Annotated in this window: 15 protein-coding genes; 6 read left to right on the top strand and 9 right to left on the bottom strand. The window is 52.4% G+C overall.

Annotated features, from left to right (window positions below):
- Window positions 1-322: 322 nt before the first annotated feature.
- Together BM123_RS20860 and BM123_RS20855 are read right to left on the bottom strand one after the other, a co-directional pair.
- Window positions 323-559, bottom strand: coding sequence for a hypothetical protein (locus BM123_RS20860; protein WP_090172556.1), 237 nt, complete (start codon window positions 557-559; stop codon window positions 323-325).
- 24 nt (window positions 560-583) lie between these two features.
- Window positions 584-1,534, bottom strand: coding sequence for a retropepsin-like aspartic protease (locus BM123_RS20855; protein ID WP_090172554.1), 951 nt, complete (start codon window positions 1,532-1,534; stop codon window positions 584-586).
- Between the two features lie 162 nt (window positions 1,535-1,696).
- Here BM123_RS20855 and BM123_RS20850 point away from each other — a divergent pair, with 162 nt between their 5' ends.
- Entirely contained in the window at window positions 1,697-3,316 is a 1,620-nt protein-coding gene (locus tag BM123_RS20850; protein ID WP_090172552.1) for a CTP synthase, read from the top strand.
- Between the two features lie 242 nt (window positions 3,317-3,558).
- Here the strand turns inward: BM123_RS20850 and BM123_RS24310 are convergent, their stop codons facing one another.
- Complete coding sequence (locus BM123_RS24310; RefSeq protein WP_175489497.1) at window positions 3,559-4,071, bottom strand: DUF1573 domain-containing protein; 513 nt, start codon at window positions 4,069-4,071, stop codon at window positions 3,559-3,561.
- A gap of 342 nt (window positions 4,072-4,413) precedes the next feature.
- On the opposite strand from BM123_RS24310, the gene BM123_RS20840 reads away from it, so the two are divergent.
- The gene (locus BM123_RS20840) at window positions 4,414-6,042 is read left to right on the top strand and encodes a GMC oxidoreductase (protein ID WP_090172549.1); all 1,629 of its coding nucleotides are present in this window, start codon (window positions 4,414-4,416) and stop codon (window positions 6,040-6,042) included.
- 78 nt (window positions 6,043-6,120) lie between these two features.
- Here the strand turns inward: BM123_RS20840 and BM123_RS20835 are convergent, their stop codons facing one another.
- Together BM123_RS20835 and BM123_RS20830 are read right to left on the bottom strand one after the other, a co-directional pair.
- Complete coding sequence (locus tag BM123_RS20835) at window positions 6,121-7,710, bottom strand: S26 family signal peptidase (RefSeq protein WP_090172547.1); 1,590 nt, start codon at window positions 7,708-7,710, stop codon at window positions 6,121-6,123.
- A 143-nt stretch (window positions 7,711-7,853) separates the two neighbouring features.
- The gene (locus BM123_RS20830) at window positions 7,854-8,219 is read right to left on the bottom strand and encodes a DUF1573 domain-containing protein (protein WP_090172545.1); all 366 of its coding nucleotides are present in this window, start codon (window positions 8,217-8,219) and stop codon (window positions 7,854-7,856) included.
- A 273-nt stretch (window positions 8,220-8,492) separates the two neighbouring features.
- Between BM123_RS20830 and BM123_RS20820 the strand changes: the two genes are divergently transcribed.
- Entirely contained in the window at window positions 8,493-8,876 is a 384-nt protein-coding gene (locus BM123_RS20820) for a hypothetical protein (protein ID WP_090172541.1), read from the top strand.
- Window positions 8,877-9,183: 307 nt separating this feature from the next.
- Here the strand turns inward: BM123_RS20820 and BM123_RS20815 are convergent, their stop codons facing one another.
- Window positions 9,184-11,556 (bottom strand): PKD domain-containing protein, encoded by a 2,373-nt coding sequence (locus tag BM123_RS20815; protein WP_090172539.1) that lies wholly within the window; start codon window positions 11,554-11,556, stop codon window positions 9,184-9,186.
- A 306-nt stretch (window positions 11,557-11,862) separates the two neighbouring features.
- Between BM123_RS20815 and BM123_RS20810 the strand changes: the two genes are divergently transcribed.
- Window positions 11,863-12,438 carry an L-threonylcarbamoyladenylate synthase gene (locus BM123_RS20810; RefSeq protein ID WP_175489496.1) on the top strand — a complete coding sequence of 192 codons (576 nt, stop codon included), beginning with the start codon at window positions 11,863-11,865 and terminating at the stop codon, window positions 12,436-12,438.
- 271 nt (window positions 12,439-12,709) lie between these two features.
- Here BM123_RS20810 and BM123_RS20805 read toward each other — a convergent pair whose 3' ends face one another.
- Together BM123_RS20805 and BM123_RS20800 are read right to left on the bottom strand one after the other, a co-directional pair.
- Complete coding sequence (locus BM123_RS20805) at window positions 12,710-16,084, bottom strand: VCBS repeat-containing protein (protein ID WP_090172535.1); 3,375 nt, start codon at window positions 16,082-16,084, stop codon at window positions 12,710-12,712.
- A 59-nt stretch (window positions 16,085-16,143) separates the two neighbouring features.
- Window positions 16,144-16,956: a hypothetical protein gene (locus tag BM123_RS20800; RefSeq protein ID WP_139212010.1), complete on the bottom strand. Its 813-nt coding sequence runs from the start codon at window positions 16,954-16,956 to the stop codon at window positions 16,144-16,146.
- Between the two features lie 399 nt (window positions 16,957-17,355).
- Here BM123_RS20800 and BM123_RS20795 point away from each other — a divergent pair, with 399 nt between their 5' ends.
- Complete coding sequence (locus BM123_RS20795; RefSeq protein ID WP_090172530.1) at window positions 17,356-18,624, top strand: glycosyltransferase; 1,269 nt, start codon at window positions 17,356-17,358, stop codon at window positions 18,622-18,624.
- 164 nt (window positions 18,625-18,788) lie between these two features.
- Here the strand turns inward: BM123_RS20795 and katG are convergent, their stop codons facing one another.
- Entirely contained in the window at window positions 18,789-21,020 is a 2,232-nt protein-coding gene (gene katG, locus BM123_RS20790) for a catalase/peroxidase HPI (RefSeq protein WP_090172528.1), read from the bottom strand.
- 169 nt (window positions 21,021-21,189) lie between these two features.
- Between katG and BM123_RS20785 the strand changes: the two genes are divergently transcribed.
- Window positions 21,190-22,152 (top strand): hydrogen peroxide-inducible genes activator, encoded by a 963-nt coding sequence (locus BM123_RS20785; RefSeq protein ID WP_090172526.1) that lies wholly within the window; start codon window positions 21,190-21,192, stop codon window positions 22,150-22,152.
- The last annotated feature ends 51 nt before the right edge of the window (window positions 22,153-22,203 follow it).

Below are 22,203 nucleotides of genomic sequence, written 5' to 3'. Positions count from 1 at the left end.
GCTTAGCGTCCCGTCGGTCTGCTTCCAGCTAGAAGTAAGATCGTAACTTTTAGGTAGCTAACCACAATTTCCGATCCTGTCACAAACATACAAGCGTCCGGTGAGTATGCGTTAGCCCTGCCCCCGGCCCCTCTCCGAAAAGTCTCGCCTACGGCTCAACGGAGAGGGGTGACCCTTCGTCAAAGACTTATACCAAGTACGATAGATGTTTGGTATAGCTTGGATACGATCTAGCTGAAAAGCAGACAACTCCGTGGACCTCTGTGCCAACCTCTGAGCACCTCTGTGGTTCCCCCCACCCCTCTAACTGCGAAGCAACCCCTCACTCCATCCGAATCCGGAACTCATAAGGCAGCTTAGAAAATGTAGTCCGCGCCCGATACTCCAGTTCCTCCGGCAAAAGCTGGGTTTGAGAGCCGTCCAGTACCTGGCGAATCATCACGGGTAAGACCTGTCCTTCCAGTTTTCCGAAACGAATGGAGATACCGGCCCGGCTGCTGCGAACAATGCCCGACAGGACATGAGCACGGAAATGTTCGGGAAACTGACTGAGGTCCATATTTTCTTAATGTTAAGGCTGTGTTTACCAAAGATAAAGTTTGCGGCGACGATAATCAATACCCACGCAATATTTAGCCAAAAAGTCAGCACCGATAATACCGGCAATGGGAGGATGGCCCGGGCTTTGCAGGTGGCTTAGGTCCATGGTCACGAACTGCAACTGTTCAGCCATTACCGGAAGACGCTCAGGCACAGGCATCTGACAAACCCCCAAGGTCGCCTGACCACCATCCAGGCCCTGAATGTTTATCTCACGATTCGTTTGATCTCCCAGTATAGCGTATTGCGGGTCGATCAGGTTCTTTCCTGCGCCGGTATCCACCACAAAACGTAAATTCTTGCCCCCCATTTTCAGCTCTACTACCGGAAGGTGATCAATGTATGAGAACCGCAGAACGGCTATCGGGGCTTCTCCTTTTTCCAGTGGTTTGCGCTCGGAGTTAAGCAGGCGGAAATTACGGTTAGGGTAATCGATTCGCAGCTCTCCCTTACTGATCAGATCGTAGCCTACATAACCGTCAATGCGTTGGCCCGTGCGACTTTCCATGGAGCGGAGATCCAGCGAAAGTGCCCACCGGCTTCCCATTTCCAGTCCGCCCATCTCGAAAGAGCGGACCCGCTGACTGGCCAGTTCCACTTCTCCACCGGCCCCGAGGCCGGTAGTAGCCGGAGAGGTCTTTTCGGTCTCTCCACGATGATTAAGCAGCAAGCTGGGCGCTCCGGTATCAAGGATGAAGTTGCCCTGCCGGCCATCCACCCGGGCCGGGAAAAAGATCAGGTTGCGAACGAAGTTAAACCCCTGAGCATTGGCCATGAGTGGCGCCGTGGCGGCGGCACTTCCCCCTCTGTTCTCTGCTCTCAAAATGGACACTGCATCCTGCGCCCGCGCCGGGAAGGGAATCAAAATCAGGAGGAGTAGAAATAGAACACTAATCTTCCCGAAGCCAGCCTTGTAAAAACAATGACTTAACATTTGCAACGGTTAGGGGAGTGCTAAGTTAACCAAAAATTTACATTAACTTAACATTGAGCGATTTTTAACAATTTCTTCCCCCAAAATATTTTCTAAGGAAGGCGTCTAAAAAATAGGTCAGCCCGAGAATAGCTTTACCTTTGTATCCCGTAAACGAACCATATGAGCAAGTACATTTTCGTTACGGGTGGGGTGACATCATCCCTCGGCAAAGGCATTATCGCGGCATCGCTCGCTAAACTTTTGCAGGCCCGTGGCCTCTCCGTTACCATTCAGAAATTTGACCCCTATCTCAACGTAGATCCCGGCACGATGAACCCCATCGAGCACGGAGAATGTTACGTTACGGACGATGGAGCAGAGACTGATCTTGACCTCGGTCATTACGAACGCTTTCTGAACACGCCCACCAGCCAGGCTAACAACGTTACTACTGGTCGGATTTACCAAACTGTTCTGGACAACGAGCGCGAGGGTAAATATCTCGGCAAAACCGTGCAGGTCATACCCCACGTTACTGATGAAATCAAGCGCCGGGTCCAATTGCTTGGCCAATCCGGCGACTTCGACATCGTCATCACTGAACTCGGCGGAACCGTAGGCGACATTGAGTCCCTACCCTACGTAGAAACCCTCCGGCAGCTCCGCTGGGAGTTGGGCCGTGATAACTGCATCACGATTCACCTCACGCTGATTCCTTACCTGGCAGCCGCCAAAGAGCTCAAGACCAAGCCAACCCAACACAGCGTCAAAGAGCTGCTGAAAGCCGGTATCCAGCCTGATATTTTGGTGGTGCGGACCGAACATCAGATTGACGACTCCATCCGCCGTAAGCTCGCCCTCTTCTGCAACGTAGAAAAAGCCTGCATCATTGAAGCGATGGATGCCTCCACCATCTACGATGTACCGCTTCTCATGCACAAAGAAGGGCTGGATGCGCAGGTGATCAGCAAACTCCGCATTCAGGACCGGAAGGCTCCGGATTTGAAAAAGTGGAAAGCCTTTCTCGGTCAACTGAAAAACTCTACCGCTGAAGTGACCATTGGTCTGGTCGGCAAATACATCGAATTGCAGGACGCCTATAAGTCTATTTACGAGGCCTTCATTCACGCCGGCGCCGTTAATGAGTGTAAGGTGAAGGTCGTTCCCGTCAGCTCAGAACTCCTGGAAGCCCCGAAGGCAGAACTCGGTAAATTTTTGGATAAATTCGATGGTGTCCTAGTTGCACCCGGCTTCGGTGAGCGGGGTATTGAAGGTAAAATTGCCGCCATCCAATACCTGCGGGAAAAAAAGATTCCTTTCTTTGGCATCTGCCTCGGTATGCAGTGCGCGGTGGTGGAATTCAGCCGTAATGTAGCCGGTATCGAAAAGGCAAGCTCCTCAGAGGTGGAACCTGCTGCAGAACACCCCGTCATTGACCTCATGAGCGAACAAAAGGGCATCACCGCCAAGGGCGGCACCATGCGTTTGGGAGCTTATGCTTGTGAGCTGACCAAGGGATCGCTTGCGGCCAAAGCTTACCGTAGCACCAAAATCAGCGAGCGGCACCGCCATCGCTACGAGTTTAACAACGAGTACCTGGAGCCCCTGAAAAAAGCAGGACTTCAAATCACGGGTATCAACCCCAAAACCGGGCTGGTGGAAGTCATTGAACTTAAAGACCATCCCTACTTCGTTGGCGTACAGTTCCACCCGGAGCTAAAAAGTACCGTGGAAAACCCACACCCGCTCTTTGTCAGCTTTGTAGAAGCTGCGATGAAGGCTAAGGAGGAAGAGAAATAGTCCGGTAGTACTTGCAGTCTGGCAGGCTACCGCATTAGGGAGGTGGCCGGGAGAGTTGGATTTTCAGGATGGGAAACAGGGTTCTCAGGAAGTCATCCTAAGAATCGCACCCGTTTCCCTAAAAATCCAACTCCCCCGGCAATACGTTCAAGCACCCTGCAACTTGTAACCTGCCTCCCACAACCACAAACGCCCCGTCCGCAATGAAGCGAACGGGGCGTTCTGATTGGCTGGGCAGTGAATTACTGCGTTACAGCGTTCGGGTCAGGGTTTACCGTACCGGTCAGGTAGATGAACGTCTGTGCAGGGTTGGTGTTAGCCGTTACCGTTACTTTCTGGTTACGGGCACCTTTCTTGTTCTTAGAGTTGAACTGAACAGTGATCTCGCCGTCTTCGCCTGGAGCGATAGGAGCCGTTGGCTTAGAAGGTACGGTACAACCGCAAGAGCCTTTAGCGTCAGAGATGATCAGTGGCTCAGAACCCGTGTTCGTGAAAGAGAAGGTGTGGCTTACGATTTCGCCTTCAGTAACCGTACCGAAGTCAAAAGTGCCGTTGTCCTTGAAAGCCATGGTGGTTACCGGGCCGGTAGGAACAGCAACAGCTGGCGCTGGCTGAGCAGCGGCTGGGTTAGCAGGAGTTACAGTTTCAACGGTCTGGCGGGCAGCATCACGAACATCGTCGTTAGCGTTCTGGCAGCTGGAAACAGTGATAGCCAGTGCAAGGACGGCTACGAGGGAAAGGAATTGCTTAAACATATGGATAGAAGTTAATCCGTTAATAAATTGCCATCGGAGGGCGTGTCCTCCCTTAGCGATAGCAAAGATCAGTCACGTAACGCAGCATTGCGGCCAATGGCTATTGAATTCTTGTTAACGGATTGTGAATGGAGCTGGTTCGCAACAAGCTGATGAGACTTTGGGGCGCTACCGCAGGTGCATAGCAAGCCTTATTAAAGCAGAGAAAGGTACAAGGAAGTGCCTCCTTCTCTGAACCTTATTAACGGTTTCTGCCTTCCTTAACCATAATCCGTCAAGCGATCCTTATTCTAAGACTGCCTGACTACTCGACTCTTTGACTACTTGACTCTCTAACTCACTATGCCCAACGATTACGACGTTATCATTATCGGCTCCGGCGCCGGCGGCGGCACCATGGCTTACTCCCTGGCGGATACCGGAAAGAAAATTCTCCTGCTGGAGCAAGGCACCTTCCTTCCCCGTGAAAAGCGCAACTGGGATCCCCATTTCATCTTCGGCGAAGATGGTTATAAGGCTAAGGTCGAATGGCTGGGCCCGGATGGTGGTCAGGAAAAAGTACACCCCATCGTTTATCACCGCGTTGGTGGCAACACCAAAATGTATGGTGCGCTGTTGCACCGGCAGCGGCCCGAGGATTTTACCGAAATGAAGCACAAAGGCGGCATCAGCCCGGGCTGGTGCGTCGGCTACGACGAGTTCGAGCCTTATTACATGATGGCCGAGCACCTGATGAAAATTCACGGTAACCGTGGCGAAGACCCCACCGAAGGCCCCGCCAGCGGCCCTTTCCCCTTCAAGGCATTCCCGCACGAAGGCCGAATCGCCGAAGTAGTTGAACAACTCAAAGACCTTGGCCTCCACCCCCACCACTCCAACCTGGCCCTTAACCGCGACATCGACGAGCCCTGGAAGCGCCCCTGTATTGCCTGCAATACCTGCGACCCCTTCCCCTGTATGCTCCACGCTAAGTCGGATGCAGAGACCGCCATGGTCCGCCCCGCCCTCAAGCATAAGAATGTAAGCCTGTGGACGAACACCCGCATCGATCAGCTCATCGAAGAGGGTGGTAAGATTACCCGCCTGGAGGGTGAGCGTGACGGCGAGAAGATCAGCCTCTCCGCTGATCTCATCATCGTCTCCTGCGGTGCGATCAATACCGCCGCGCTTTTGCTCAAGTCCCGGGTAGCCAACAGCTCTGACCAGGTCGGCCGTAACTTCACCAAGCACAACCAGAGTGGAATCTCGGCCATCGATCCCCGTAACCCCAACGACGTTGTTTTCCAGAAGACACTAGGTTGCCACGATTTCTACCACGGCAGCCCGGAGCATCCTTACCCACTGGGCACCATCCAACTCACCGGTAAAGCGCACTGGACACGCATCATGGGCGACTACGGCCACCTGAACATGGACGAAACCCGCGCCCGCTTTGTACAGAAGTACGCTGTCGATTTCTGGTTCACCAGCGAAGATCTCCCCGACCCCCGAAACCGCATCGAGTGGACCGGCAAACAGATCAAGTTCAATTATCGCCCGAATAACCGGGAAAGCCACTTTGAATTCCTCGATTACTTCCAGCAGAACTATCTGGAAAAAATGGGCTTCACCGAATTCCTTCGTTCCACCAAAGAACTGGAGTTCACCTGGCACCAGGCGGGCACCGCTCAGTTTGGCACCGACCCCAAGACGTCTGTTCTCGACCCCAACTGTAAGGCCTGGGACCTCGATAACCTCTACGTCGTAGACGCCAGCTTCCAACCCTCTCAGGGAGCGACTAACCCAACCCTGACCATCATCGCTAATGCCATCCGCGTAGCTGACCACATCCGTAAAGATTGGTTCGGCGAAGGCAAAAGCCTTTCCACGGACGACTATCCCCTCTCCGACGGCTACATGGCGGATAATGCAGGGGCTAATCTTAGCGTCAATAGCTACTCCTCCAATGATGATGACTCCTGGGGAGCTTAAAAGCCGGAGGGCTTTTTTAAGACGCTGCGCTTGTAGACGTAAAGGGAGCGCAGCGTCTTAAGCAAAGCGCGCTTTGCGCTATCTCCCTCCCGTCTTCATACCACTCCGTCCGATCCGGTGCCAGTTGACACCGTTAAAGAGGTTACCCTCTTTGATGGAGAACCAGACGAAGAGCGGCTTACCGAGAATATGATCTTCCGGTACAAAGCCCCAAATGCGGCTGTCTTCTGAGTTGTGGCGGTTATCGCCCATCATCCAGAAGTAGTCTTGCTTAAAGGTATATTCAGTGATTTCTTTACCATCGAGATAGAATTTCTTATTCCTCATCTCGTAGCTGGGGTTTTCTTCGTAGACCTTGATGTCGCGCCAGTAGAGCGCGTGCGTGCGCTCATCCAGTTTGATGGTCATACCCTTCGCCGGAATTTTAACCGGACCGTAGTTGTCTACCGTCATGTTCCCGAAGTAACGGGCATCATGGGGATAGAGGCGTACTCCGCCGCCGTCAGATTGGTCCTTGGGCGTAATGGTCATTTCCGGGAGCTCCGCTTTCAGTTGTCCGATCTGTCGCTGATTAAGGAACATCACGAACTCACCTTGCTGGGTACGGCCGTAGTCTTCGGAGCTGATGCCCCAGTCAGACCACTCTTCTTTAATTTCGGTAGGGCCGGGATTAAGCACGTAGAGGTATTGCACATTATCCGGATCCTCAACGGCTTCACCGTTGATGAACACCTGCCGGTCTTTGATTTCCAGTACTTCGCCGGGCAGTCCGATAGCCCGCTTCACGTAGTGATCACGCTTATCGCGTGGGCGGGTGACAACGTCGATACCCTTAGGGTTAAAACCGCCGTAGCGCACATCGTGCGGGTAGTAATTATGCCCGGGGGTGATATAAACTGAGTCTCCAGCTGGCACATTGAAAACGACCGGATCAAAACGGTCAATGGGCTCAATAGCCGGCAAACGCCGGTAAGGCAGTTGTGCACCGTCGATGTAGCTCTCACCTCCCACCAGCGGTGCGCGGTTGTGCGCTAACGGAATCATCAGCAGTGTCTCGGGCAATCTAAGCCCATAGTGGACCTTAGACACGAAGAGGAAGTCTCCTACATTCAAATTACCCTCCATTGACGGCGTAGGAATAATGTAAGACTCAATGAGCAGCAGGCGAATCATCGCTGCGGCGAAAACAGCAAAGATGGCTGCCTCGGCCCAGTCACGGTAGAATGGTTTCTCGAACTGAGGATAGGCGGCGTGGACCTTATTGACTTCCCGCTTCTGACCGGTTTTTTCTGCAGCAACGAGCTCCTGCCGGTATTTACGCTCCACGTCAAGGATGGGGCCTTCATACTTAACCTCTTCTTTGCCGCTAAGCCAGCCAAAGTATCCCCAGGAGGCAATGACAGACAGAACGTGTTCGCCAAAGCCGAAGCGACCAAAAGAGCGCGCCAGATCAACCATCAGGGCCGCGAAGATGAAAACGTTGAAGTAGGGAATAAGCAGTAAGAGTGCATGCCAGGGCTTACGCCCCACCAGTTCTGCTACTACGGCCATATTGTATCCGGGAATCAGCCCGGCGCTGGCCGGCTTTCCCGCTTTAGGAAAAAGACGGTAAAGAGCAAAGCTTAAGGCGATGTAGCCGAGAAGAAGTACCCAGGTTAACCAAGTCATAGTTTTGGAGTAAAGTAGTCAAGTAGTCAAACAGTCAGGGAGTCAAGCAGTCAGACAGTGCTGTTATATGGCTGCTCTTCCTGTCTGACCGCGAAGGTAATACTTCTGCGGTAGCGGGAAAGTCCGTCAAAGATCAAATGTGCTTAGTCCTCGACGAATCCTTCCAGGTAAAGCTTGTGCCCTCCACGATGGCCGTGGAAGAAAACTTTGACGTTCTTCCGGAAATAACCGACGTTCATCGCGTCATAGGTGACGTTGATCGATCCTGTGTCTCCGGGCATCACGGGTGCCCCGGCCCAATCGGTAGCCGTGCAACCGCAGCCAGCTCTGACGTTATCGACCACCAATGGAGTATCCGTAAGGTTACGAAACCGAAATTCAACTGAATAATCTTCGTTGCGCACGATGTCACCTACATCAAGGGTGGTCTCTCCAATCCACTCTACGGGAGATTCAGGCGGGAGGGCCAGGAAGACAAAACTAAGCAGGGCAGTTAGTACGTAGTTCATGCGAGGGGGGGGGATTGTAGACGGTAGAATTGTAGATGGTAGAGTTGTAGATGGTAGAGTTGTAGACGGTAGAGTTGTAGATGGTAGAGTTGTAGATGGTAGAATTGTAGACGGTAGAATTGTAGACGGTAGAATTGTAGACGGTAGAACGGCCGGCCAGCTACTAAACGTCGGCCATCCGGCTCTATTTTGTTAAGAAAAACCTATACTTGATATTCCACATATCTGAAAAGCAGACTTATATCATTCTACTTACAAAACAACTCGATTAATATGAAAAAGCTATTTTTTGTTCTTGCTCTCTTTTTTGCCGGCACAACGGCTGCCTTTAGCCAGGTTGTCGTTGATGGTGTCAACATCAACAATCTGGAGCAGGTAAGCATGGTCCGGATGATTGCTCAGGAGCGTTTCTTATCCAGCCGGGTTACTATTTTCATTGATTACGGACAGAGTGTCCAGGGCGGTAGCCGCCAGCGCATGGAAGTGATCAACCCACAGGATGGTAAGCGAATGAAGTTCAACTCCGTCATGCATGCGGTCAACTTCCTTATCTCTAACGGATGGGAATACGTTGAAGCCATGGTACTTCCCAGCGAAGGCAACGCCAGCACTACCGGCGGCAGCACGCAGTACTTATTCGTGCGGGAGGTCCAGTAAAGGAGCGGGCAAACCGCTTAGATCACAGCGATCGGCGAACAGTATTCAGGCAAAAGGGCGCTGAATACTGGTCGCTGATCGCTTTTTTTATGGCATAAAGCGGCAAGTCTGTTTTTTGCGCGGCCGCAGGTGCAGTGGGAAGACTATATAAGGCAAGGAAGAGAGTGCCTTTTCTTTGCTCCTTTACCCTTAGCCTTGCACCCGCGACCGCGCCCCCTTACTTCCACAGCACACCCGCCGGTATCACTAAGGCATCCGGGGCCCCTCTGTCCAAAGCCCGCCAGCGGTAGTATCGGACACCACCTCATCAACGCAATAAGACCACCCCTCCTTTGAATTCCTGGAATTCACCACCAACGTCAACGTACTGGACATCCCAGAGGTAGCCACCACCGGGGCTGGCTCTTCCCTTAAAACTACCATCCCACCCGGTTTTAGGCTCATCCGTGGTAAAGACCAATTCCCCCCAGCGGGTCCAGACCCGCAAGCGATATTCCGTGGCACCAATCAAGATGCCTTCCGGCAGGAAGAAGTCATTGAGCCCGTCTCCGTTTGGCGTGAAGGCATTGGGCATAAAGAAAGTATTGACCAGCTTCAGGCGTAATTCTTTAGTAATGGTATCCACACAGCCACTGGGGTGGGTTACGAACTGAGTAATAAAGATTGAAGAGGAATCCCGCAGAGTATAATCAAAATCAGGCGCCGGAGTAGTAAAAAGCTGATCTCCCGTACGACTATTAATGACGTAGCGCTGGCGGTTAGCGTCGACACTGAGATCAAACACCCGAAAATCGGGCATGAGATTAGTAGGCTCAGCGGGCGTCCAGTCAAAGTCTGCCATTGGCGCGCTACGAACATCCACCAGATTCTGGAAGATCGTATCCACAAAACACCCCGTTGGGCTGGTGATGCCCAGATAAACATCGTACACCCCCTCGTTTTCATAAACATGAGTGGGGCTCGCTACGTCAGCCATTCCTCCGTCGCCGAAGTCCCATTCAAAAATATAGTCATCGTTGATCGGTCGGCTCAGGTTAATGAATTCCTTCGTGAAGGGAATGCAGCCAAAGCCTTCGTCGGGCTCAATCAGAATCGTTCGGGGGCTGGGAAAATAGGTAACGGGAATCATCGTATCAGCCGAACATTCGTTGTTATCCGTAATGGTTAAAGACACCGGGAACTCTCCCGGCACCTGATACCGGTGCCTCGGGTTTTGTCGGGCATCCAGAGCGCTGCCATCCACGAAGTCCCATTCCCAATTTACGATGGTATTGGCTCCGGCCGTGGTAGACAGGTCGACAAAGTCAATGGGTTCATCATCACAACCGGGTTGGGTAAATTCGAAATCAGCTGTCGCCTCCGGGAAGACGCCGAGGAAAAACTCTGCCGTATCAATACAGTTTTCAGCCGAGGAGCCTTCGTTTAAGATCATCAGCCCGGGATACACCCCAACGGTGGAGATGTTAGTGGTAAAGTCCCGGCTTCCACCAGAAATTTCCCCATCAGGTCCGTCCAGTATCCAGGAGTATTTATCGATGAAAACCTCATTCGTACTTTCGTTAATGATGGTATTCTGCCCCGGTCCGCACTGACGGATAAAAAAGCGCCCCTGATCGTCTAGTTCCGTTTCCAGCAAATCAGCGTCCACCTGGTTACCACAAAGGTTAACGGAGAGTTGGTACTCCCGCTTGGTTTCACTGAGCAGGACCGGAATAGAATCTCTTGACCATTCTTCTACGCATACCGCAAGGGCCATCACGCCTCTTAAAATAGGTACGCCTTCCAGCAGTCCGGTATTGGGGTCAATGGACAGCTCACTGCCTACACCAAGCTGGTCAACAGCGTTGAACTGAGGTCCACGAAAGGTTACGGGGGTGTAGGGGAAAGGAGACTCTCGTTCCGGAACAATATCATCAAAAGTAGTCTCCGTATTGTTAATGCCTCCGAGCCCATCCAGACCACCGCCAACTACCGGACTGCAAATCTTGTATACCAGGCTATCTCCGTCTGCCTCGGTAGCCCCCATATCAATTTGAAACTCTGAGTTAACACACAAAGCGATTGGAGGATCGATATTGAATTTAGGACTATCATTACACTGCCGCTGGGCCTCGGGAGTGATTCGAATGAAGTAAGTGGTTCCGATAGCATCCGGACTGACAAGATTAGTAATTCCTCCGCCGCCGGGCGTGGTGTCCCCGTTCCTACAACAACGTTGATAGGTTAAAGTATACGCTTCATCGGATACCGGCAACTCGAGTGTAAATTCATAAATACCAATTTGCTGACAGGTGGGCTCCGTAATTACCAGACAGGGGTTGCCCAGGTTCTCCGGTACCGCTTCAAATCGATCTAAGAAAATGTCAAATGTAGGATCGAAATATTGATCGCCCACGTAAATACTAATGTTCCCCTCCGAACTGGAAAAGTTATCGGGAGGTGGCCCAAAACCACCAGGGACACCATCAAACCAGGCACCGTCCCCGAGGCAATCCCGGTACATATTAATGCGAACATCATACACTTTGACGTTCGTGGAAGGGTCGTCATTTAGAAAACCCCGGCAGGAATAGGTGAATTCACCGCCAACGATATGACCGGCGTAAAGTTCTCCAAATGAGAAAATTAACAGAATCAGACCGTAAAAAAGGGCTTTGGTATTTTTTTTAGGGATGCGCACTATTAAAATTTTATGGAAGGTACAATCTGAACGGGAAAATACAGTTTCCTAGTCTGAATCCTGTGTTCTGATTCTGTGGAAATTCAAAATGTCGTTCATCTGTCTTCCACAGCTTAGGAATCGAGGATTGCTTAGTCCTGAAAACTGAAACCTTATGTCTGTTTATCCGGCGGTGGGAATAACCCTCCCGCAGACGGGTATCCAGGCCGAATTCTCACGATGTATAAGAAACCCGCCCGTCCCCGAATTGGTACGGAGCCCTTTTTCCAAACAAGCATGATATTAAGGACTAACCCGTTACCCGAGATGCACCATCCGTTGCCGCCGCTCGGCTCCCGTGCACTATCCACTTTACACCAAGGTGGGCTGGTGCTATTACCTACTGCTAACTTGTGGCGCCTGGTAGCGCACATCCACCAGCCAGCTGCGGTGGACCGATTACTGAGTGCTTGCCCCGCAAGCCCCCACAACCGCCCGGAGTTGATCTTCTCTGACGCTGACACCCTGAAACAGTGGTGCCCGGAAATTCCCCCTCGTCTGGACATTCTACTGGAGTACCACAAAAGGCCGGTCACGCTGCTCGTTCCGGCGGGCAAAAAAGTTCCCCTGCGGATGATTGACCACAACGGAGAAGTAGCCGTACGACTTGCCCACGACAGCTTCTGCTACCGGCTGTGTGAAGACCTCGAAGCCCCATTGGTCAGTTGCTGTGCCATGGGCCCCGGCGCCTTGGAGCTGCCCGTACGTTTTGGCAAAATCCGTTCCGACGTCTTACGGGCCAGCAGCTACACCGTGGCCAGAAGGCAGCGGGAAGACATTGGCACCCAGCTCTGCGTTACCGCCCGATTAAACGGGGAGGGAGAAATTGAGTTTCCGAAGTAGTTTAGTAAGGCGAATCAAGAGCTAAGTGGTTCCTGATTCGCCATACCAACTAACCTCAGGGCTAACGCATACTCACCGTACGCTCAAAGGAACTCAGCAATTTCGCCTCTGGCTCCATGGCTGAGCACACTTCGAGGTCCTAGACTGCCAATTTAGGACCTCGAAGTGTGCATTTTCCGTAGCGGAGCGAAGGATAAAATGTTCCTTTCCCTTCGGGGCTGCTTCGCGGTGAGGGTCCGGCTTCGAGTATGCGTTAGCCCTGCCAACCAACCTACTCCTGTAAATAGAGCGCCGCCGGTCCGTTATTATTAGCAATGACCCAGGCTGTTTTGCCATCAGCTAATTGTACGGGCAACAGATTTCTGGCGTCCAGGCTCGCCCAGAAGCCGTGGTCAATGTTGGCGGGGCTGAGCCAGCCACCCTGGCCGTCGTTCAGCAATAGTGTACCGTTGCCGGCATCCATACGACCGGTTTCCACCTGGGTGCCGTAGTCATTACCGACCAGCAACAGATCCATTAACCCATCTTTGTTGAAATCGGCTGATTGGATAGCCTGTGCTGGAGAGAATTGTGCCGCAACGGGCAGCCCTTCCCGTAGCCACTTTCCGTCCACGAGCTGGAATACGGAGGTGGCCATAGTCTCCAGCCGGTACTGTGGGGTCTTGGCAATTACGTCGGCTCCGAAGAGTTCATTGACATCCGCGCGGGCGTAGGCCCGGGCCCGGAGGAATTTTTTCCGCAGGCCGGGCAACTGCTTGATCATTTGAGCCTTCGTGGCCAGCGGGACCATTCGTCCGGATTTATCCATCATCGTAACGATGGGGTCAATGGCTCCGTTATCGTCAAAGTCTCCGGCGTAAAGAATCACGGGGCGGTCTGCCGTTGGCTTAAAACGGCTGTTAAGACCTTCGTTGCCCGCAACGATCTCGGCCTGGCCATCACCGTCCAGGTCTTTGATGAGCAGGCTATGCCAGCTTCCGCTGCTTTGCCGTGGCGTGTTGGCAGCAGGGCGAAAAACGCCGTCCTGACTGCTGTAAACAGTTACGGGCATCCACTCTCCGGCGATGACGATTTCAGCTCGATCATCTCCATCCAGGTCTCCGGTGGCGATGGCGGTCACCATCCCGGCATTCGTCAGGTCAGGGAAAGCCGTCGCCGTAACGTCAGTAAAAGTACCTCCATTATTCTCCAGCAGGTAGGATTGTGGAGACTCCGGGTATCGCCCGGGGACGGTACGCCCGCCAACCACCAGATCCAGGTCTCCGTCGGCATCATAATCAATTGCTGCCACACTACCGGTACTGGAGAGTAAGGCGGGGAGGCTCTTCTGGCTGTATTCGAGCTGACCATTGACGTTGAGGTAGAGGCGGTCCAGGTAGTAGGCGGACTGATCCGGCGGGGCGTTGCCGCCGCTGGCGACATACAGGTCCTCGTCTCCATCGCCGTCAGCGTCAAAGAAGAGGGCAGCTACATCCTCCAGGTTCGCATGCTTGGCGGGAAAAGGATTGGTCATCTCCTGAAAGGCACCGTTGCTTCGCTGGGTAAAGAAAGCGGCAGGTTTACCCAGTGCACCGCCGAAGAAGAGATCCTCAAGGCCGTCACCGTTGATATCGCCAGCCGCCAGAGCGGGCCCTTCCCGGGAGAGCATTCTTGGCTGCAAAAACTGCCGGTTGAAATCGTCAAAAGCATTTTCTTCGTGCAGAAATTTAAGGCCCCGCTGATCAGCCGGGTAAGAGAAATACTTTGCACCTGCGTCCGCGCCCGCCAATGCCTGCCTACCCGCATCACTGTACTTAATTGTTAGTCGTTGATTGCCAGGCACCTTATTTAACACCTGTGTCTTACCGTCCGGCCAGCGTACCTCTAAGCGATCCACTACGTCCGCATTCCCCAGGCCAAAATGTAAGATTGGCTCTACCGCCCCCAGGAATCCCCGGACGGGATAAAGCTCCCGTACGAGTTGATGCCCTGCCGCTACGACCCGAACACTAAGCCCAATTCCAGCAGGATTGTCAGCCGGGCCTTCCGCCAACACTTCCAGCCAATTTCCAGATTGTGCCGTCTCTACCCCTTGGTTACGGTATACGAACGGCGGCCGCTCGTGGTTCCCGACGATCAGGTCAAGATCACCATCCTGATCAAGGTCAGCGTATACGGCACTGCTGGAAAAAGAAGCTTCATCGAGCTGCCATTTGGTCGTTACTTCGCTGAAATCCAGGTCTCCGTTATTACGGTACATGTAATTGGGTAATGGCTTGCTGGGGATCAGCTCCAGGTATTCCTTATAAGTTTTGAATCTCTTTGGATTGATTCCCCCGGTGGCTTCCAGTGAGTCCGTAGTAAAAGAAATGAAATCCAGGTCTCCTACATCGTATCGAAATCCGTTGGAAACGAAAAGGTCCACGTTCTGATCGTTATCATAATCAGCTAACAGCGGGGCCCAGCTCCAATCTGTTGCCGCAATGCCCGTCAGCTCTCCCACATCAGAGAATCCATAGCCTTTACCGTTGTTGAGCTGCAATTGGTTTCTCATAAACTGATGGCCATAGCCGATACGGGTTAAGGTATTGTAGCGATCAGCCCGCATGCCGTTCTCCAAACTTTTTTGGCGTACGGGGTCCTCGGCCAGCATATCCAGCGTAAGCACATCCGCCAGACCATCGTTATTCACGTCAGCAATATCCGTTCCCATTGAGCTGTGGCTGGTATGGCGGAAGTAGCTGGAAGCTTCATCCCGAAAGGTACCATCCCCCTGATTGATGTACAGGTTATCGGGCTCAATGTAGTCGTTGGCAACGTAGATATCCGGTCGGCCATCCGCATTAAAATCATGGATGGCTGCGCTGAGACCGAAGCTGCGGTTATTGATGCCAGCGGCCAGGCTAACGTCCGTAAACTTTCCACCATCATTGCGGAACAACTGATCTGATTCGAAGTCTTCCTTAGGGCCCATGACTCTGGAAAGGCTACCGTCGGGATTCTGCGTTGCCCGAATGGTGTTCACGGAGGCAAAGTCTAAAGGGGCGTTGAGTTGGTAGCAATCCAGGTCTCCGTCGCCATCGTAGTCAAAGAAGGTGGCCTGGATCGCTGGCCGGTCGCTGTTCAGCCCGTAGGCTTCCGCCTTTTCGGTGAAAGTGCCATTTTTTTGGTTGATGAACAGCAGGTTACGGCGGCCCGCACGCCCTTCGGGGCTATTATCAATTCCCGTTCGGGAAAGATAGACGTCGGGATATCCGTCCGCATTAATATCCACGATGCTTACGCCATTCGTAAAACCTCCGGGGGCTTCAATGCCTGCACTACTACTGACGTCTTCGAAGGTCCAGTCTCCCTGGTTTCGGTATAACTTATTGGCTCCCTGATTACTGACAAAAAACAAATCTGGCAGTCCGTCCTGATCAAAGTCGATCACTCCTACGCCGGCTCCGTTGAAGATATAAGCGTAGGTGGTGTAATTGAAGGAGAAATCGTTTGTGATTTCATTGACAAACTCGATTCCCGTTGCTGAGGGGTCGGTCAATTCAAATAGCTTATCCGCAGCCCTTGCATCACCGGCCGTTTTGCCCTTGCCGGTCATTGGGTCATCCTGTCCACATGAAGTGAGTAATAAAAATAAGAAACAGGCTAAAACGCGAAAATGGCTCATGAAGGTTCAAACATTGGTGGTGGCCGCAAATATCGTAAAGATCAGGCGGCAATTCTTCCCTACCAGCGTTTGCCCATTTGCACATTGATGAAAAGGCTGAGAAATAGCGGGCTGTTGGAGACACCGGGTGTCAGATCGCTCTCAATAAGAAGATCAGTATTACCGAGGAAGAAGTCTGCCATAAGGCCTACTTCCAATGATTTGGCCAGCTCATCGTAAGCACCAAAGCCAAAGTGTGCCGCAGCTTTGGCATGAATACCGGGGCGTAGTCTTATTTCGTCCAGACCAACGGACCAGGCGGAGGCGCCAAAGATTCGGTCCTGGTTAAGAAACTCTGCGGTGTTTTCTCCCGTATGCCGGATGTCGATGATGACGCCGGGGCTACCGGGCTCTCCGGCATCGATTTCCAGGTAATAAGGTTTAAGCAGGCCCAGCGTTGGGCCAAATTCGTAGGAGTAGCCAATGGCCACCCCACGCTGCCGGGCTTTTTCGCTTAAATAGGTGCGTTGACCGAAGCCAAGCCGTAAGGCATAGAGCTGATTTTCCTTGGCGAAAGTATAGGCGCGGCTGACGCGATTCGTCAGTAGGTTAATGCGATCGGGGTTCTCTTTCCGCTCCCGGGAGTGGCGGATACTGCCGAAGGTCGCCGACCAATATTTCATCTTATCGAAGCTGACCAACTTACCAGACCGGACCCCCAGAAAGATATTTCGGGGAGTCGAGATAGCGAAGCTGAAGTTCATCTCATTATCGTAAATGATACCCTTTCCGGTAGCTCCGTAAATATTTTGATTCCCCGGCAAGCGCTGTTGGGCCTCAACGGATTGAGACAGAATAACAGCAACGCAAAGGACAAGAAGAGATCTTAACATAGGAACAATATAGGATAATTAGGATTTAGACAGTAAAAACAGGCCTTTTGTTGTACGGGCAGCGATTATGAAGGCGCTATTATTCTCCTGTGTTTATTTCCCGACATACGTCAGGCTTAGGGTGTTCCGCCAGTGTTTATTATGATTCCGGAGGAATCGAGACCGTAAATCGGTGATTCCTCCGGAATCAATGGCAGAACACCCCAAGTAAGACGAATAGCTAATGGTCTGATTCCCACATCCTTTTTGACGGAGATCCGATACTCTGACAAGCCCGGGCTGGTGGCCTTCGGAAAGATAAGGCGCGGCCGCAGGTGCAAGGGAATGTTTCAACGAGCAGGGTAAACACCTGATCAGCTCTCTTTTGCAACTCAATAACATGCCCTTACCTTAGACCCAATGAAATACCTATTGCTAACGATTGGCACCCGGGGTGATGCGGAACCCTTCCTCGCCATTGGGGACCTGCTGCAAAAAGCAGGTCATGAGGTAATTATTGCACTGCCAGAGCAGCTTTGTCCGCTGGCGGAAGATACCGGCCTGCGTTTCGAAGCCCTCGACCGGCGATTTCTGGAACTCCTCGAAGGAGAAACCGCCAGAAATTTTATGGGCCAAAAAGGTAGCGCCTTCAGCAGAGCCATACAGCTCCTCAGATTGTCCCGGCAGTCCATGTCCGTGCAGGACAATATGATTCTTGAGCAACGGAATCTGCTGCTCAGGCATACGCCCGACCGGGTCGTTTATCACCCCAAATGCTTAGTGGCTCGTGCCTGGGGCATTGCTAATGAAGGACAGAGCATTGGCATCAGCCCCATTCCCAACTGGTTGCATCCCGTTCGGGAATACCCCCATATCGCCGTCTCCCGAAACCTGGGCACCCGTGGCAACTTGCTTAGCTATCGATTCATCAATTGGATGACTGCCTTTATGTCTGCCCGGTACGTGAAACCCTTCCGGCAGGACTTCCCGGGAACGTCTTTAAACCGACGGGCCATTACCCACTATATGCAGCAACAGGAGCGTATGCTCTACCTCATTTCCCCCAGCCTCTTCCCCCGGCCGGATTATTGGCCGGAACAAGCCAAAGTATTAGGTTATTTCGAACGCCCTAAAACGAATAGCTGGCAGCCGGCTTCGGAGCTTATTCAGTTTGTGGACCGCTTCCGGGCGGAAAACATCACCTTCATCACCTTTGGCAGCATGATAAACGCCCGCCCTGAAGTCACCACCGACAACATCATTAAGGTGCTTAGCCGGCTGGGGATTCCGGCAATCATAAACACCTCCTCTGGCGGACTACTGAAACGAGAAGGGGTAGCTGACCATATCCACTTCGTCAGCAACATCCCTTACGAATGGATTTTTCCCAAAGTCCACAGTGCCGTTCACCACGGCGGTTCCGGAACAACGCATACTGCTACCAAACACGGTTGTCCCAGTCTGGTCATCCCTCATATTGTCGATCAGTTTTTCTGGAATGAGCGGGTGGCAGATTTGGGCCTTGGGCCCAAAGGGGTCAAAATCAAACACCTGAGCGAAGAGCGATTCGAACGGTTACTGCTTGAACTGAGAAGCAATGAAGATTACCGCATCAGGGCAGTATCCTTTCAGGAAAAGATGATTGCTGAAGGAAAGACGGAATTGCTCCTTGAAGAACTGAGTCGCTGATTCGGGTGGTTCACTGCTGTTAAAGAAGCCTTTGCCTGCACCTGCGGGTGCGCCCCGAAAACATTCTCTCTGCACGTCTGCCCTGGTAATTGCGTAAAAAAAGCCCCGTTACAGGATTGTAACGAGGCTCGAATCATAGTGTCTCAAATAAAATAAATCTCTACTTAGAAGCGCCCGAGGTCCATCACTTTAGCCCAGGTAGCCACAAAGTCCTTCACGAAGCGGTCCTGCCCGTCGGCACATCCATACACTTCAGCGATGGCCCGCAGTTCAGTGTTGGAGCCGAAGATCAGATCAGCCCGGGTTCCGGTCATCTTTACTTCGCCCGTAGCCCGGTCGCGGCCTTCGAAAATGTATTCCGTTTCATCCTTAGCGGCCCACTTGGTGCGCAGGTCGAGCAGGTTGACGAAGAAATCGTTGGTCAGGGCTCCGGGGCGATCCGTAAATACGCCGTGGTTAGATCCATCGTAGTTAGTGCCCAGAACCCGCAGGCCACCAACCATTGCGGTCATTTCAGGCGCGGTGAGGGTCAGGAGATTAGCCCGGTCGAGTAGGAGCTCTTCGGTGTAGCTTGGCTTCGTATTGCCGATGTAATTCCGGAAACCATCCGTGCGGGGCTGCAGGGCGGCGAAAGACTCTACGTCTGTCTGCTCATCCGTTGCATCCGTGCGGCCAGGCGTAAAGGGAACGCTAACATCATAGCCCGCGTTCTTTGCTGCCTTTTCAACGCCAGCGTTACCAGCGAGAACGATCATGTCAGCGATGGAGATTTTCTTATCGCCAGACTGAGCATCATTGAACTCTTGACGAACACCTTCCAGCGTATCCAGTACGGTAGCGAGTTCAGCGGGTTTATTCACCTCCCAATCCTTCTGAGGAGCCAGGCGAATACGGGCGCCGTTAGCACCACCACGCTTGTCGGAATCCCGGTAAGTAGAGGCGGAAGCCCAGGCAGTAGATACCAGCTGAGAAACCGTCAGGCCGGAAGCCAGAATGCGACGCTTGAGCTCAGTTGCGTCAGCGTCATTGATCAGTTCATGATCAACGGCCGGAACGGGGTCTTGCCAGATCAGAACTTCGGCGGGAACTTCTTTGCCGAGGTAACGCTCACGGGGCCCCATGTCACGGTGCGTCAGTTTGAACCAGGCACGGGCGAAAGCATCTTTGAAGGCTTCATGGTCTTTGTGGAAGCGCTCGGAAATTTCACGGTAGATCGGGTCAACGCGAAGTGCCAGATCAGAGGTGAGCATTACGGGATGAGTGGTTTTGCTCGGGTCATGAGCATGGGGAACGGTACCTTCTCCTCCACCGTTAACGGGCCGCCACTGGTGGGCTCCCGCAGGGCTTTTGAAGAGCTCCCACTCGTAGCCAAAGAGGTGATCAAAGTAATCACCGGACCACTTTGCGGGGGTTGTCGTCCAGGTACCTTCCAGGCCAGAGGTAATGGTATCGGCACCATTACCCGTTCCGTAGGAGTTGAGCCAGCCCTGGCTTTGCGCCTCGATGGGTGCACCGGCAGGTTCAGCAGCAACGTACTTTGAGGGGTCAGCCGCACCGTGCGTTTTACCAAAAGTGTGACCACCTGCAATCAGTGCAACGGTTTCCTCGTCGTTCATAGCCATGCGGCCGAAAGTCTCGCGGATGTCATTAGCAGACAGTTGTGGGTCAGGGTTTCCGTTTGGTCCTTCGGGGTTGACGTAGATAAGGCCCATCTGTACAGCGGCAAGCGGGTTTTCCAACTTGCGGTCTTCAGAGTAGCGAACATCGTCGAGCCATTCTGTCTCGGAGCCCCAGTAAATTTCTTCTTCGGGTTCCCATACGTCTTCACGTCCGCCGGCGAAGCCAAAGGTTTTAAAGTCCATTGTTTCCAGCGCTACATTACCGGCAAGGATCATCAGGTCAGCCCAGGAAATTTTGCGGCCATACTTCTGCTTGATCGGCCAGAGTAAGAGGCGTGCTTTATCCAGGTTACCATTATCCGGCCAGCTGTTGAGCGGAGCAAAACGCTGGGTGCCAGAGCCGGCACCACCACGGCCGTCAGCAATCCGGTAAGTGCCGGCACTATGCCAGGCCATACGAATCATAAAAGGACCATAGTGACCAAAGTCAGCGGGCCACCATTCCTGAGAGTCCGTCATCAGATCAGCCAGATCTTTCTTTACAGCGTCCAGATCAAGGCTCTTGAATGCTTCAGCGTAGTCAAAGTCTTCGCCCATCGGGTTAGACAGGCTGGAGTGCTGACGAAGAATGCTGACCTTGAGTGCATTAGGCCACCAATCTTTGTTAGAGGTACCCGCCGCAGCGCTTTTCTGTTGTTCAATGCCTCCCAGAAAAGGGCATTTGCTGGAATCGTTGATGTCAAAAACATCACTGTTGCCATTTTTCATGTGATCCATGATAGTATCGTTTAATTTTTTTGAGTTGGTGAGGAAGTGCTGTTCCCCGATTACCCTACAAAATTAAGGCACTTATGCCGATTGTAGAAATTGATTAAATTCTTTATTGATAGATATTAACTATCAGTCAATTCTACTACTTTTGCGCTGATCAAGTGCTGCTATCCTTATGTCTATCCAACAATTAAAGTACCTCATTGCCCTCGATGATCACCGCCATTTCGGGCTGGCGGCCAAGAGTTGTTATGTGGCTCAACCTACCCTGACCACCCAGTTCAAAAAACTGGAAGAAGAGCTTGGCATCCAGTTGATGGATCGGCAGGCCAACCCCATCCGGCCTACCCGTATCGGAGAAAAGGTAATTGCCCAGGCCCGCCTGGTGATGGATGATGTTGCGGGCTTGTATTCTATGTTGGAAGATGAAAGCAGCAGCATTACCGGCACCTATGTGATGGGGATTATTCCCACCCTTGCCCCCTACCTTCTCCCCTTATTCATTCGGTCCTTCACGGCTGATTTCCCTGATGTTCATCTCATTGTCCGGGAGATGCAGTCTGAACAAATTATGGAAGGGCTAAAACGAAAGCAATTGGACGTGGGCCTGCTCGTCACACCACTTGAGGATAAACAACTAAGAGAGATACCACTTTACTACGAGCCCTTTCTTATTTATGCCTCACCCGAAGAGCAGATTTTGCAACGAAGCCCGCTACTGCCCAAGCACGTAGACCCCAAAAGCTTGTGGATTTTGCAACAGGGGCATTGCTTTCGCAATCAGATGCTTAATATTTGCAACGCGGCACCTTCCTCCTCCGGAACCGTGGGGGAGAATGGCTCCGGACCGGATGTTGGCAGTTTCACCTTTCAGGCCGGCTCCATTGAAACGTTGAAGAATATGGTTCGTAATAATGCCGGCTACACCATCATTCCTGAAATGAGCGTCCACCCCGTTACCGATAAAAACCACATCAAACGCTTTGCCCCACCCCAGCCGGCCCGGGAGGTGAGCCTGGTTGTCAGCAAATCATTCACCCGCGAGAAGCTTTTGGTGGAGCTCCGAAGAGCAATCCTGAAGGTTGTCCCGGAAGATTTCCGGAAGAACGAGCGCTACGTAGGAGTGGCATGGCGATGAAAGAACTGAATGGCTACATTGCTTTAAAAACTGTTCTTTGCACCCTGCGGC

Origin of the sequence: Neolewinella agarilytica (assembly GCF_900110645.1) — a bacterium.
GTDB lineage: Bacteria > Bacteroidota > Bacteroidia > Chitinophagales > Saprospiraceae > Neolewinella > Neolewinella agarilytica.
Note: the sequence above shows the minus strand (reverse complement) of the source record. Positions and strands in the feature narration are given on the sequence as shown.